Here is a 13,470-nt window from a genome sequence, read left to right on the forward strand (position 1 = left end):
CTAAGTCCTTCCACAGGTCGCCCCCAGCCTTGGACGTGACGACACCACGAGCGATCCCCCCCCCGGACAACCCGCCGACGCCAAACCGATGGGATGCCCCCTGCCCGCAATTCCACAATATTGAAATGAATCCACCTAAGTAATTATCCCCATAATTTCGAATCGTTTCTAAATATATTTACCGGTAAAATACCAGCCGGATTGATAATTTTCATTGCGGCCGAGCCCGCATCGAAACTTAAACTCCTCGAAAATCACATCCGCATCTCTTCCCTCAAATGCCGGAGGCCTCTTCCATGACCGCCCCTCCCCCCGAGACGCAATGCGACTGTAACCGCCGCGATTTTCTTGTGACCACGACCACCGGATTGGGCGTGGCCGGACTGGCGGCAGCGACGATTCCTCTGGTCTCCAGCATGAACCCCGCCGCCGATACCCAGGCGGTTGGAACGGTCGAGGTCGATCTGTCCCAGGTCGCCGTCGGACAATCCGTGACGGTGACTTGGCGCGGCCGTCCGGTCTTCGTTCGCCACCGCACTCCGGAAGAAATTGCCCAAGCCGTCCAGGACGATGCGGTTTCCCTGCGCGACCAGCAAACCGACGCCGTCCGGGTTCAGCGGCCGGACTGGCTGATCGTCGTCGGCATCTGCACCCATCTCGGCTGCATTCCGCTCGGTCAAAAGCCGGGCGAACCGCGCGGCGAGTTCGGCGGCTGGTTCTGCCCCTGCCACGGCTCGCAATACGACACGTCGGGACGGGCCCGCAAGGGACCGGCACCGACCAATCTGGTCGTGCCGCCTTATGCCTTCCTGACCGACACCCAGGTCCGGATCGGCTGATCCGCCCCGCCTGCCTTTGACTCTTTTTCATCAGCATGGAGATTTAATCGAATGAGGTCCGCCCTTATTGCCATTCCCTCGGACCTTCCGGGGGGATTGGATGCCCCGGTCAGCGCCCATTTCGGCCAGTGTGCTCTTTATACGCTCGTTCAGGTCAAGAACGGCGAGATCGCCAGCGTGACGACGGTGAACGGTGTCGAACATTCCGAAGGCGGCTGCATGGTTCCGGTCCGCCTGCTCGCGGAACAGGGCGTGACTGCGATGATCGCCAGTGGCATGGGCATGCGGCCGCTGATGGGCTTTCAGTCGGCCAACATCACGGTCTATCGCCTGACCGGCGCGGACAGCGTCGGCGCGGCGGTGCAGGCGCTGCTGGGCGGCAGTGCCGAAGCGTTCTCCCCCGCCTCGGCCTGCGGCGGGCACTGAAGCACCAGAGGGTAACCCGGCGAGCGCGCACCACACCCGACAGCAAGATCGGGGCGCGCCCGCCGGTCAGGCCCGGGAGGTGGCGGCTCTGGCGTGCTTGAGGCGCCCCGATTGACAACCAGTTACCGCTTAGGTTACTAGTTGTCAATTCCCGCCCCCCCTCGGAGCCCTCGCCATGATCCGCACCCTTCATGCCGCCGCCGGAGCCATCGCCTTGCTGACCTTGGCGACGTTCTGGCTCTCCACCGCCATTTCGGAAACGCTTCTGAGTGCCGATGCGATCGCCACCGTCAAGACCGCGATCGTGTCCGGCCTGTTCGTCCTGATTCCGGCGATGGCCGCCGCCGGGGCCTCGGGGACGATGCTCGCCAAATCCCGCCCCGCAGGTCTGACCGCCGCAAAGAGCCGCCGGATGCGTCTGCTTGCCATCAACGGACTGGTCATCATGATCCCCGCCGCCCTTTTTCTCGCCCGCAAAGCCAATGCCGGGGAGTTGGACACCGCCTTTTTCGCGGTCCAGGGGCTTGAACTGGCGGTCGGGGCGGTTCAAATCGTCTTGCTCTCCCAGAATTTCCGCGACGGTCTTCGCTTGACCGGCCGGATTTCCCGATAGAATGGCGGGGATTCCTCCCGCGCTTTTGACCGGAGGACGCCGATGAAAGAGGACATCACGTGACAACCACCGCCCAGACCTTGACCGACCTGATGCTAAGCGTCTTCCGGGTCAATGGACGGCTTCTCGAAAAGGGCGATCGTCTGGTCGCGGGCCTCAGCCTGACCAGTGCCCGCTGGCAGGTTCTGGGGGCGATCGCGCTGGCCGAGCGTCCCGTCCCCGCGCCCCAGATCGCCGAGATCATGGGAATCACGCGGCAAGGTGCCCAGAAGCAACTGAACCTGCTGGTAGAGGAAGGGATCGTTGTCCGGGCACCGAACCCGTTCCACGAGCGGTCGCCCCTCTATTCGCTGACCGACGCCGGGATAAGAGCCTGGCGGGAGGCGGAACGCCTCTGCGCGCTGTGGACGGAAGACCTGTCCCCGTTCTTCTCCGCCGAGGAAGCCGAGACGGCGCTCAAGGTTCTGACCGAATTGCACCGGCGACTGAACCGCCCCCTGCCGACCGACCCGGTTGCGCCATAAGGGATGCGGACAACTTGTCCTTAAGGGCCGAGCAGTAGATGGTTAGGATACCACCCGTTTCCGTTCGCGAGGCCGCCCGTCATGACGTCCGTTTCCCGCCATCCCAGCCTGCCCGACCTGGACCCCGTCTCGGCGCGGGTTTTCGACGCCGCCGCCCGGCAGGTTCGGGTACCGGCCGGGACCGTGCTGTTCCGCGATGGCGCGACCTGCCAGAATTACGTTCTGGTGATCGAGGGGGCGATCCGGGTCCATAAAATCTCGGAAGGCGGGCGGGAAATCGTTCTCTACCGGGTCGAAAGCGGCCAGACCTGCGTCCTGACCACCAATTGCCTGATCACCGCGCGCGATTACGACGCCGAAGGCATCGCCGAAACCGACGTCGAGATGATCGTGCTGCCGGTCAGCGCCTTTCGCCAGTTGCTGGGACTGTCCGAATCCTTTCGCGATTTCGTCTTCTCCGCCTATGCCAGCCGCCTGTCCGACCTGCTGTTGCTGATCGAGGAAGTGGCGTTTGGCCGGATTGATGTCCGTCTGGCTGGCTGGCTGGCCGCCCGCGTTGGGCTGGGCGGGCCGATCCGCGCCACCCATCAGGAAATCGCGGTCGAGTTGGGAACCGCCCGCGAGGTTATCAGCCGTCAGTTGAAGGAATTCGAGCGGCGCGGCTGGGTCCGCCTGGGACGCGGACTGATCGAGCCCAGCGATCCGGTCGCGCTGCGACAGCTTTCTCAAGGTGTGTGACAAGGTCACTGAGCCCTCGCTTTGGTCGTGGTGATATCGGCTCAGCGATTTCGCCACTCTCGAAGGAGACCAAGCTTATGACCCCCAATGTCGGCGGCCTCGACCGCATCATTCGTATCTCTGTCGGTATCGCGCTGATTGTCGCCACCCTGACCGGTTTCATCGGCGTGTGGGGCTGGATCGGCGTCGCTCCCCTGCTGGGCGGTCTGGTCGGCTGGTGCCCGGCTTATACCCTGCTCGGCATCAGCACCTGCAAGTCGGCCTGATCCGCATTCGTTCGGATCAAGGCTCGTTCGCTCACCCCCCGGAGCGGACGGGCCGCCCCACCGACAAAAGGTGGTGACGACTTCGGTAAGTCTTTACCATTCCGATAAAACCCCGTCCGGATCGCGATCCGGGCGGGGTTTTATTTTGTCTCTACCCCCTCACATAACCCTATCGTCTGGATAGGGCAGCTTTGATGACATTTTTCTTGCCCATTCCTTCCCGTGACCGTATTGAGGTTATCGCTATATAGAAAAACTATATAGCGTCACGCGATGTGGCTGGATTGGGGCCGCCTTGGGGGCAGCGCTCCCCAGGACGCAAGACCAGCCAATGACGATGTGGGGGGAACCATCATGATGAGACCGATGACGGTCACTGTTATCGCCTGTACCGCCTTGGGGCCGATTTCGGCCTTGGCTGCCGAAGAATCCGGGGTCTTTACCCTGGGCGAGGTTCATGTCAGCGCACCTACGGAAAGTCAGTTACCCGGAACGTCTGTTCTGACTCTGGACGAGATGCGGTTGTTGAACCGCGAAACGCTCGACGACGCCCTGAACGCAATGTCGGGCACCTCGATCACCCATGGGGGATCGTCCCGCAACGAATCCAATTACTACATTCGCGGCATGGATCGCCTGCGGGTGCCGCTTTATATCGACGGCATCCGGGTCTATCTGCCCTATGACAACCGCCTCGACATGGCGCGGTTCACCACCTCGGACATCGCCGAAATCCAGGTGACCAAGGGCTATACCTCGGTGATCAACGGCCCCGGCGCGATGGGAGGCTCGGTCAATCTGGTCAGCCGTCGTCCGACCGCGCCGTTAAGCGGCGACGTCCGCACCGGAACCAGTTTCGACGCCAACGGAGCGTTCAACGGCTTCACCACCGACGCCTATGTCGGCACCCTGCAAAAGAACTGGTACATCCAGGGGTCGGGCCAGTGGGCGCAGAAAGACCATTTCGGCCTGTCCGACGATTTCAAGGCGACCGCCTCTGAAAACGGCGGCAATCGCAACGAATCGCAAAAGCAGGATTACAAGATCAACCTGAAAGTCGGCTATATTCCGAACGCCGACGACGAATACAGCATCAACTATATTGACCAGAACGGCCGCAAGAGCGCGCCGCCGAACACCGTCTCCAACAATCGTTATTGGCGCTGGCCGGAATGGGGCAAGAAAAGCCTGTACTGGCTGTCGAAGACCACCGCCGACGACGGGTCGTACATCAAGGTTCGCGCCTTCTACGACCAGATGAACAACACGGTCGATTTCTACGCCAACGAAACCTACACCAACGCGCATGCCCGACAGGGGGTGTGGAGCAATTACCGCGATACCGCCTGGGGCGGCAGCATCGAGGGCGGCCTCAACATGTTGGCTGGCCGCGACATGCTGCGCGCGGCCCTGCATGGACGGTCGGACTCCCACAAGGAGCGCTCGCGCGTCAGCGCCACTGTCCTGGAGCCCTGGCAGGAATCGAACGAAGACACCTATTCCGCCGCGTTGGAGAACACCTTCAAGGTAACAAGGGATTGGGATCTGATTACCGGGGTCAGCTATGACCTGCGGATCCTCAACAAGGCCGACGATTGGGGCATCGTCAGCAATGTCGGCCGGGCGATCCATTACGAACGCTCCGACGATCACGCCCTCAATCCGCAGATGGCGACGGTCTATCGCTACAGCGACAGCGGCAATGTCAGCGCCTCGATCGAGCGGCGGACCCGGTTCCCCACCTTGAGCGAGCGCTTCAGCAACAAGTTCGGCACCGCCTACAACAGTCCGAACCTGAAGTCGGAAAAGTCGATCAACACCCAGCTTGCGATCAAGGACAAGATCGGCGCCGACACCAAGGTCGGAGCGACCCTGTTCCACAGCTATATCGACGACGCGATCACCACCCGCTCGATCCGGGTCGGTGGCGACACCTTTACCCAGAACATCAACGCGGGCAGCGCCCGGCACAAAGGGTTCGAACTCGAAGCCTCGTCGCTGGTGCTTCCCTCGCTTGAACTCGGGGCCAATTACACCTTCATGCTGGCCGAGGTCACCAACAAGACCCTGCGCGAGACCGGCATCCCCCGGCACAAGAGCACGCTGTTTGCCGATTGGGAGGCTCTTCACGCGGTCCACGTCGTTCCATCGGTCGAACTGGCCTCGGAACGCTGGATGCAGAACAGTTCGACCGACGCTTACTATCGCGGCGGCGATATGGCCGTTGCCAACTTGAAGGTGGCGTGGAAGCCGATCGACGACCTGACCGTCGAAGCCGGCGCGAAAAACCTCTTCGACAACAATTACCAGACCAACGACGGGTTCCCGGAGGAAGGGCGGAATTATTTCGCCAATGTCCGCGTTACGTTCTGACGCGGGATCGGTTCCGGTTTCCGTTGGCGGGTCGCTCTGGCCACGGTCCGTCCTCGCCTCTCTCCTGGTGCATGGAGCGATGGCGATGGCGGCCCTGTCCTGGGCACCTTCACCTCCCGCCGCGGACCCGCCGGAGCCGTCTCCGCCGATCGTCGTAGAGCTGGATTTCGTGCCACCGAGCCCGGCTCCGGTGCCGTCCGCCCCCCCGCATCCGGACCCCAATCCGGCGGCGGGAGCGGATGGTCCTCCGCGTCCCGAACGGATCGACCGGCCCCGCCGTCCCGCGCTTGCGGCCCGGCCCGGCCCGGCCATCCCGACCGTGGCGACCGGACCGGCCCCGTCATCCGATGCCGTATCGGCAAACGACGGTGCCGCCGCGTCGGCATCCCTTGCCGCGTCCACTGCGATCGCGGCGGCCGACGAGGGATTCAGCGGCAACGGACACGGCCACGCCGCCGGACCCGGCACCGATTCGGGAACGGGCAGCGGCAGCGGCGATAGCGACGCCATGGAAGCCTATCTGTCCGATGTCCGCGCCCGGTTGCAACGCAGTCTGATTTACCCCCCCAAAGCCCGCCGGATCGGTCTGCGCGGCGAAGTCCGCATCCGAATGCGGATTCTTGCCGACGGCAGCATCGACCCCGATTCGATTCACGTCGTGGGTGAGGGAGGGAACCCCGTGCTGATCGCCGGGGCGCTCGAAACGGTGGAGCGGGTGGCATTGACGCCACCGCCCCGACCCCGACTCGAGATCGTCGCCCCCATCTATTTTCGCCTGGATTAGGAGAACACCATGAAGATCGCCCGTTTGTGTCTTGCCGCCTTGTGCGCGGTGGGACTGGCCGGCCCCGTCCGCGCCGAGACTCTGCGCGTCATCACCAGCTACCCCCCCGACATGATGGAGCTGTACGAAAAGGCGTTCGCCCAGGTCCGCCCCGACATCAAGATCGAGTTCCTGCCCGGCCACGGCGCCGAGGCGCTGGAGGCGTTGCGCGCCCCTGACCAGAGCGGGATCGACGTCTGGTGGGCTCCGGCCGCCAACGCCTTCCCCGCTTTGGCCCGCGAGGGCGGTCTGCGCCCGCTCGGATCGCTGGGCGACGGGATCGAAACCTCGGTGTGGGGGATGCGGATCGCCGACCCGGCGGGAACCTATCTGCCGTTCGAGATCGCGGGATACGGCTTTGCCGTGCGGCCCGATTATCTTGCCCGTCACCGCCTGCCCAAACCGACCGACTGGAGCGACCTCGTCAAGCCGGTCTATGCCGGTCATATCGTGATGCCGGTGCCGTCCTCGGTCGGCTATGCCCCGGCGATGATCGAAATCTTGTTGCAGAACCAGGGATGGGACAAGGGCTGGGCGGCCTGGACCGAAATCGCCGCCAATTCCAGCCTGATGGATGGCGGCGGCGGTGCTGCCCTGCTGAACGAGCTGTTCGACGGGAGCAAGGGCATCGCCCTGATCATGGATTTCTTCGTCCGCCCGGCCCGGATCGAAGGCAAGCCGGTCAGCTTCACCTATCCCTCGGTCTCTTTCGTCACCCCCGCCCATGTCGGCATCACCACCAAGGCACCGCACCCCGAGCAGGCGCGGGCGTTCGTTCAGTTCCTGCTGTCACCGGCCGGACAGATGCTGCTGATGGAACCGGCGGTCTCGCGCCTGCCGGTCCGGAAGTCGGTCTATGCCAAGGCGCCCGCCGGATATCCCCGCCCCTTCGACGCCGCCCCGCCCGCTCACGCGTTCGATCAGGCCAAGGCGTCGGCGCGCCAAGCCGTGCTGAAGGCTCTGTTCGACGATGCGATCACCAGCCGTCATGCCAAGCTGAAGGACTTGTTTGCCGCCATTCATGACGCGGAAAAGCAGGGCGACAGCGCCAAGGCCCAGAAAGCCCGCGCTCTGGCGACCCGGATTCCTCTCGACGAAACGGCCGCCGCCGATCCCGCCCTCAACGCGGCGATGAACAATCTCGACAGCGACGAGGCCAAGGCGATCCGCGCCAAATGGCGGGCCGAGGTCAACGACGCCACCGCCCGCGCCTTCGCCGTTTTAGCGAAGTAGCGTGGCATCTCGTCCCCCGGCAGTGCCGACCGCACCGCCGGGGGACAATCTCGTGAGTCAAACCGCTTGCGTTCCGATAGGGTTTCGATATATCGTTTAATCGTTATATCGAAACCCTATCGGAGACCTTTGATGCGTTTCTTATCCCAATCCCGTCCCACCGGGGGACGGCACCGTCACCAAGGCGGCCATCGCCGCGGCCGTCACCATTCCCTCTATCCCGGCTGCGATCAGCCGAGCAGCGGCCGGAGCGAAGCCGCTCCCGCCCCGCTCTCCGCCGCCGATCTCGCCACGGCGGAAACATTATATGTCTGCGTCGGCAAGCATTGCCCCGAGGGACGCGCCGTCTTCGACGCCCTGCGCCAAGAATCGGGCGATAGTGGAATCGCGGTCGAACCCTGCGGCTGCCTTGACCTGTGCGAGCAGGGACCGGTCGCGATCGCCCTGCCGGGCGGGGTGCGGCCGCCGCGCAAGGGCGAGACCGGCGCAGCGCCGCTGGCGACGTTTTTCACCGTGATTCCGGCTGATGCGCCACGGATTATCGCCGCGTTGCCGGGGCGGCAGAAGCAGGGGAACACACCATGATATTCGGATGGAAAAGCGGCCGTCGCGCCGCTCGCGACGAGGATTGGACCGGACAAGGCAACCACGGCGGCGGCGGAGACGGACTGCTCTCGCGTCTGCACCGCCATCATCGCGGCGGCGGCGGGGGCAGTCGGCTCGGACGGCTGTTCGCCCATGGCGACCTGCATCTGGTCGTGCTGCATCTGATCGCGGAAAAGCCGCGCCACGGCTACGAAATCATCAAAGCGATCGCGGCGATGGTCTGCGGCAGCTACAGCCCGAGTCCGGGAACGATCTATCCGGCGCTGACGATGCTGGAAGATCAGGGCTTCGTCACGGTCGAGGCGAGCGACGGCAATCGCAAGCTCTACCGCATCACCCCGGAGGGACAGGCCTACCTTGCCGCCAACCGGGGCACGGTCGCCCTTTTGCTGGACCGGATGGCGGCGGCCGGTGCCGCCCAGGCCGAGGCCGCTTCGCCGCCGGTCATTCGCGCGGTCGAGAATCTCAAGCTGGCCTTGCGCCTGCGCCTCGAACGCGGCCCGCTCAGCGACACGCAGATCGCGACGATCGCCGCCGCGCTCGACCGTGCCGCCGCCGAAATCGAGCGAAGCTGAGCAGTTGCACGACCCCCGGACGGGCACCCCCGAAGATTGCGGTTGCGCCGTCTGGGTGCCTGCCGTTACACCAGACTCCTTAACGATCAAAGGTCTGGAGAAACAGCATGACTCCCTCTGACCGGCCCGTCGCCGCGGCGGCCATCGACGCGGTGCGTCGCACCATCGTTCATTATGGCCTGTGGTTCGCCCACGCGGTCGAACAGTTCGGCATCGAGCGCGCCCTGGAGATGGAGCGCGAGGCGGGCGACAGGGCCAGCCGGATCATCATCGACCGTCTGTGCGAGACGATGGGCGTGGCGGTCGAGGACGGCTTGCCCGCCCCGTTGGCCCGGATGGAGCCCGACGCCGCCCAGGCGTTGCTGCGGGCGCTGGCGGTCAATTGGCTGGCGGTCGATGGGGTGTGGTTTCAGGCGGTCGAGCAGCGCGAGGGACTGGCCGCCGCCAAAACGGTCAACGATACGTGCTGGTCGGTGTTCTCGCCCCTGGAAGCGTCCCGGGTCAAGGCGCTGGCCGGACTAGAAGATGACGGCGGCTTGACCGCGCTCGCCGAGGCGCTGCGTCACCGCCTCTATGCCAGCATCAACGAACAGGAAATCCTGTTCGAGGATAGCGGTGCCCTGGTGATGCGGATGCGGAAATGCCGGGTGCAGACGGCGCGGCAGCGCAAGGGGCTGACCGATTATCCCTGTAAATCGGGCGGGATCGTCGAATACACCACCTTCGCCCACACCATCGACCGCCGCATCGCCTGTACCTGCATCGCCTGTCCGCCCGATCCCCATCCCGCCGAATGGGTCTGTTCGTGGCGCTTCACCCTGGCCGAGTGATACCGGCGGCTCAATGAATTGACCCGCCGTATTGCCCCTCTGCCTTAGCGCTCGCCTCCGCTCGCTTGGCCGCCGCCGCAATGGCGGCAAGATACCGGCCAACGGGGCAAATCGAGGGTTGGCCGGTATGAGGCAATCGCGTCGTGCGTCATGTATGACGACGCACGACGCTCTTCTTACGGCTCAGGCCATCTTCCGCGCCAGAAAGGCGACGATGATCTCGCCCAGCAGGTCGAACGACGCCGGGCGGTCGTGGGTGCTGTCGGCCAGGATGTGCACCTCGACCCGGGCCGGATCGCCCCGCGCGGCGATCGCCGCCGCCACCGCCGCCGGAACCAGTTCGTCTTCGGCGCCATGGCCGATCAACACCGGACAGCGGATGCGGCCGATCGTCGCCAGCGGCGCGATATCGTCGAATCGATGGCCGATCACCCGCTCGACGATCCGGTTGAGCAGCCAGCCGACCGGGCGGTAAGGAATGTGGGCGCGGTCGAAATAGACCTGCATCACCCGCTCGGGATGATCGAAGGCCGACAGGCTGACCACCGCCGCCAGATCGTCGCGGCGGGACGCGCACAGCAACGCGGCGGCGCCCCCGACGGAATGGCCGAGCACGACCAGCCGCGACGGCGGCGGACCGGGACGGGCCTTCAGCCAGTCCAGGGCGCTGTCCAGATCCTCGGCGAAACGCGGCATCGAGGAAAAGCTGTCGCCGTCGCTTGCCCCGTGCGAGCGGGCATCGACGAGAAGAACGGCATAACCGGCGCGGTTGAGGCTGGCCCCCAGCGGAAGCAGGGAATCCGCCCCGGCTCCCCAGCCATGGATCACCGCGACGGCGGCGGCACCGGGGGCGGCGGGAAGATACCAGCCGAACAGCGAGCGGGAGCGAACGGTCGGCACCCGCACCGCTTCGAACCGACAGCCAAAAGCGGCGGGATCGGTGGCAGAAACGATGCGGGGAACCCGGAAACTCCACAGCAACGCCAGATAGGCGATCCCCGCCAGCCCCGCCGCCGCCACGCCCGCCCCGAGGACGATGAGCCCGACGCTCACCGTCCCGATGTCCAGGAATTATGTAAATTCATACAACCTAATATAACGAGATCGCCCCCTCGGCACAAGCCAGCGGGCGCGAGCGCCAATCGAGATCGCCCGCCAGCGACACCACCCGGCCGATGACGATCAAGGTCGGGGGCTGGAAGCCAGCGGCGCGGACCAGATCGGGCAACGTCGCCACGGTCGCGACCAGCCGCCGCTGCCGGTCGGTGGTCCCCTGTTCGATCGCGGCGGCGGGGGTGTCGGGAGCCAGACCGGCCGCGATCAGATTGGCCGAAATCTCGGCCAGCGATTGCAGCCCCATATAAACCGCCAGCGTGGTGTCGGGATCGGCCAGCCGCGACCAATCCAGGTCAAGCCGTCCGCCATCGTGGCGATGGCCGGGAACGAAGCAGACCGCACTGGCCAGCCCACGATGGGTCAGCGGAATTCCGGCATAGGCCGACGCTCCGGCGGCGGCGCTGATGCCGGGAACCACCTCGAACCCAATCCCGGCCCGAGCCAGCACCAGCGCCTCTTCCGAGCCGCGTCCGAACACGAACGGGTCGCCGCCCTTGAGACGGACCACATCCCGACCCGACCGGGCCAGCCGCAGCAGCACCTGGTTGATTTCGGTCTGGCTAAGATGATGGCACCCGCTTTCCTTCCCGGCGAACACCCGTTCGGCATCGGGCGGCACCAGGGCCATGATGGCGTCGCTGACCAGACGGTCATGGACCACCAAGCGGGCGGTGGCGATCAGCCGCGCCGCCTTCACCGTCAGCAGATCGGGATCGCCGGGACCGGCACCGACCAGACTGACCCGCCCGAACCGGGGATGAATCGCACTCATGAGACCTCCTTAACCCGACGCTCACTGATTGGGCACCGGAACCATGCTTTTCGCGGTGGTCTTGGCGTTGTCCTGCCAGCAGCGGCCAAAGGCGATGGCGAGATACAGCATCCGCACCGTCTCGGGCTTGAACAGATATTTGATTACACCCCACAGGCTCTTCGGGGCGTCGGGAGCGTCGCAGCAGCGTTGGGCGTCGTACAGGGCGCGTTCGGTGTCGCGGGCCAGTTCGGCGATTTCCGGGGTCGCCATGTTGGTGACCATGCTCTCGGCGAACTCGGTCAGACGCTCGACCATGCTGTCGCTGGCGGCAGAGCGGGCGGCATGGGCAACGGCGGCGATTTCGAACAAGGTGTCGAGTCCGCCGCTATTGTGCAGCGTGGTCAGACCGTCGAGCAGGCGGTGAACCGCCGCCCGGGTGTCGGGATCGTTCAGACGGTCGAGCAGTTCGAGCCCGTTGGCCCCGGTCGTCACCAGCCGTTCGACCATTCCGTCGGTCAAGGCATCGGTGACGGCGGCGGCGGCTCCATCAAGGGGGGGACGCGTGGTGGCGTTCATCGCGTTCTCCTTTCCGCTCACAGCAGGCCGCAGGCCGATAACCAGTACATCCGGTTATAGGCGAGCTTGAACCAGTGGACCATCTGGGTCGGCGGGCTGGGCCGGGGCGGCGTGGTGTAGTTGAACCAGACATAGGTGCCGCTGTTCATCCCGGTCTCGATGAAGCAGAACACCTTGCCGTCATAATCGCGCGCCCACCGGTTCTCCTGGATCAACAGCGACAGGTTGTCGATGATCGTATCGGCCTGGAAATGGGCGGTGGACCCGGCCTTCGAGATCGGAATGTTGGTGGTGTCGCCAACGACAAACACGTTGGTCGAGCCGTCGCGCAGCAGCGTCTTGGGATTGGTCGGCACCCAGCCACCCTTGCCCAGCCCGGATTCCTCGATCACCTGGGCGCCGCGATGGGGCGGAATGGTGATCAGCAGGTCGTAAGGCAGGGTATCGCCCTCCTCCGACGAAATCGTCCGCGCCACCGGATCGACCGCGGCGGTATTGAAGAAGGTCTGCGAGCGGATGCCGCGCCGGTCGAATTCCGGCGTTACCCAGGTCGCCACCGGCTCCAGCGCATGGAGACGGCCGATCGGATAGGTGTAGGTGATCTCGAACTTACCCGCCAGGCCGCGATTGTTGAGATGCTCGTCGAGCATCAGCGTCATTTCCAACGGAGCCACCGGGCATTTGTGCGGAGCGTTGACATTGACGACGATCCGCCCGCCGTCAAAAGCGTCGATCGCGGCGCGGAGCTTGCGCGCGCCCTCGATATCGTAGAAGGAATGCGCCCCCTCCTTCAGCCCGGGGATGCTTTCCGGCACCAGCCGCGACCCGGTGGCGATCACCAGATAATCGTAATCAAGCACCTTGCCCGACTGGGTCTCGACCCGATTGGCCTCGACATCAATCCGCTTGGCCGGGTCGATGATGAAATTGACCCGGCGGTCCAGCACCGTTTTCTGCTCGCGGTACAATTCCTGTTCGCGGATGCGCCCGAACGGAATATAGAGCAATCCCGGCTGATACAGATGCCGGGGCGTGGTGCCCAGCACGGTGATGGCAACCTCGCCGCCCTTCAGTTCCGAACCGAGACGGCGGCACAGACCGTTGGCGATGATCGTTCCCGCCAGCCCACTGCCGAGAATGAGAATCTTGGCGCGCATTGTCGTCCTCCCATGTGTTGG

The 13,470-nt window shown here is 64.7% G+C and carries 16 protein-coding genes; 12 read left to right on the top strand and 4 right to left on the bottom strand.

Annotated features, from left to right (window positions below):
• Nucleotides 1-296 precede the first annotated feature (296 nt).
• The 12 genes from petA (at nt 297) to BLW40_RS10625 (ending at nt 9,846) form a co-directional block, all read left to right on the top strand.
• On the top strand, nt 297-839 hold the full coding sequence (petA, locus tag BLW40_RS10570; protein WP_139305564.1) for a ubiquinol-cytochrome c reductase iron-sulfur subunit: 543 nt from the start codon (nt 297-299) through the stop codon (nt 837-839).
• 51 nt (nt 840-890) lie between these two features.
• Nucleotides 891-1,265, top strand: a complete 375-nt coding sequence (locus BLW40_RS10575) for a NifB/NifX family molybdenum-iron cluster-binding protein (RefSeq protein ID WP_074768348.1) — start codon at nt 891-893, stop codon at nt 1,263-1,265.
• Nucleotides 1,266-1,440: 175 nt separating this feature from the next.
• Nucleotides 1,441-1,878: a hypothetical protein gene (locus BLW40_RS10580; protein ID WP_074768350.1), complete on the top strand. Its 438-nt coding sequence runs from the start codon at nt 1,441-1,443 to the stop codon at nt 1,876-1,878.
• Nucleotides 1,879-1,937: 59 nt separating this feature from the next.
• Nucleotides 1,938-2,402 carry a MarR family winged helix-turn-helix transcriptional regulator gene (locus BLW40_RS10585; RefSeq protein WP_211656759.1) on the top strand — a complete coding sequence of 155 codons (465 nt, stop codon included), beginning with the start codon at nt 1,938-1,940 and terminating at the stop codon, nt 2,400-2,402.
• Nucleotides 2,403-2,483: 81 nt separating this feature from the next.
• Complete coding sequence (locus BLW40_RS10590; protein WP_074768352.1) at nt 2,484-3,140, top strand: Crp/Fnr family transcriptional regulator; 657 nt, start codon at nt 2,484-2,486, stop codon at nt 3,138-3,140.
• Nucleotides 3,141-3,217: 77 nt separating this feature from the next.
• Complete coding sequence (locus BLW40_RS10595; protein WP_074768354.1) at nt 3,218-3,406, top strand: YgaP family membrane protein; 189 nt, start codon at nt 3,218-3,220, stop codon at nt 3,404-3,406.
• A gap of 366 nt (nt 3,407-3,772) precedes the next feature.
• A complete protein-coding gene (locus BLW40_RS10600) occupies nt 3,773-5,779 on the top strand; it encodes a TonB-dependent receptor plug domain-containing protein (protein ID WP_170834559.1) in 2,007 nt (668 codons plus the stop codon).
• A 190-nt stretch (nt 5,780-5,969) separates the two neighbouring features.
• Entirely contained in the window at nt 5,970-6,563 is a 594-nt protein-coding gene (locus BLW40_RS10605) for a TonB family protein (protein ID WP_074768358.1), read from the top strand.
• 9 nt (nt 6,564-6,572) lie between these two features.
• Entirely contained in the window at nt 6,573-7,835 is a 1,263-nt protein-coding gene (locus tag BLW40_RS10610) for an ABC transporter substrate-binding protein (RefSeq protein WP_074768360.1), read from the top strand.
• A 132-nt stretch (nt 7,836-7,967) separates the two neighbouring features.
• On the top strand, nt 7,968-8,420 hold the full coding sequence (locus tag BLW40_RS10615) for a (2Fe-2S) ferredoxin domain-containing protein (protein WP_074768362.1): 453 nt from the start codon (nt 7,968-7,970) through the stop codon (nt 8,418-8,420).
• Nucleotides 8,417-9,016 carry a PadR family transcriptional regulator gene (locus BLW40_RS10620; RefSeq protein WP_074768364.1) on the top strand — a complete coding sequence of 200 codons (600 nt, stop codon included), beginning with the start codon at nt 8,417-8,419 and terminating at the stop codon, nt 9,014-9,016. Before BLW40_RS10615 ends, BLW40_RS10620 begins: the two co-directional genes overlap by 4 nt.
• Before the next feature lie 107 nt (nt 9,017-9,123).
• Nucleotides 9,124-9,846: a DUF6125 family protein gene (locus BLW40_RS10625; protein ID WP_074768366.1), complete on the top strand. Its 723-nt coding sequence runs from the start codon at nt 9,124-9,126 to the stop codon at nt 9,844-9,846.
• A 183-nt stretch (nt 9,847-10,029) separates the two neighbouring features.
• Here the strand turns inward: BLW40_RS10625 and BLW40_RS10630 are convergent, their stop codons facing one another.
• From BLW40_RS10630 to BLW40_RS10645, 4 genes are read right to left on the bottom strand one after another with little or no spacing between them, the layout of a single operon-like run.
• A complete protein-coding gene (locus BLW40_RS10630) occupies nt 10,030-10,899 on the bottom strand; it encodes an alpha/beta hydrolase (RefSeq protein ID WP_211656763.1) in 870 nt (289 codons plus the stop codon).
• Nucleotides 10,900-10,936: 37 nt separating this feature from the next.
• Nucleotides 10,937-11,734, bottom strand: coding sequence for a uroporphyrinogen-III C-methyltransferase (cobA, locus tag BLW40_RS10635; protein ID WP_074768368.1), 798 nt, complete (start codon nt 11,732-11,734; stop codon nt 10,937-10,939).
• A 21-nt stretch (nt 11,735-11,755) separates the two neighbouring features.
• Complete coding sequence (locus BLW40_RS10640; protein ID WP_139305565.1) at nt 11,756-12,292, bottom strand: hypothetical protein; 537 nt, start codon at nt 12,290-12,292, stop codon at nt 11,756-11,758.
• Nucleotides 12,293-12,309: 17 nt separating this feature from the next.
• Nucleotides 12,310-13,449, bottom strand: a complete 1,140-nt coding sequence (locus BLW40_RS10645; RefSeq protein ID WP_074768372.1) for an NAD(P)/FAD-dependent oxidoreductase — start codon at nt 13,447-13,449, stop codon at nt 12,310-12,312.
• Nucleotides 13,450-13,470 lie beyond the last annotated feature (21 nt).

The sequence above is a fragment of the Magnetospirillum fulvum genome, assembly GCF_900108475.1.
Lineage (GTDB): Bacteria > Pseudomonadota > Alphaproteobacteria > Rhodospirillales > Magnetospirillaceae > Phaeospirillum > Phaeospirillum fulvum_A.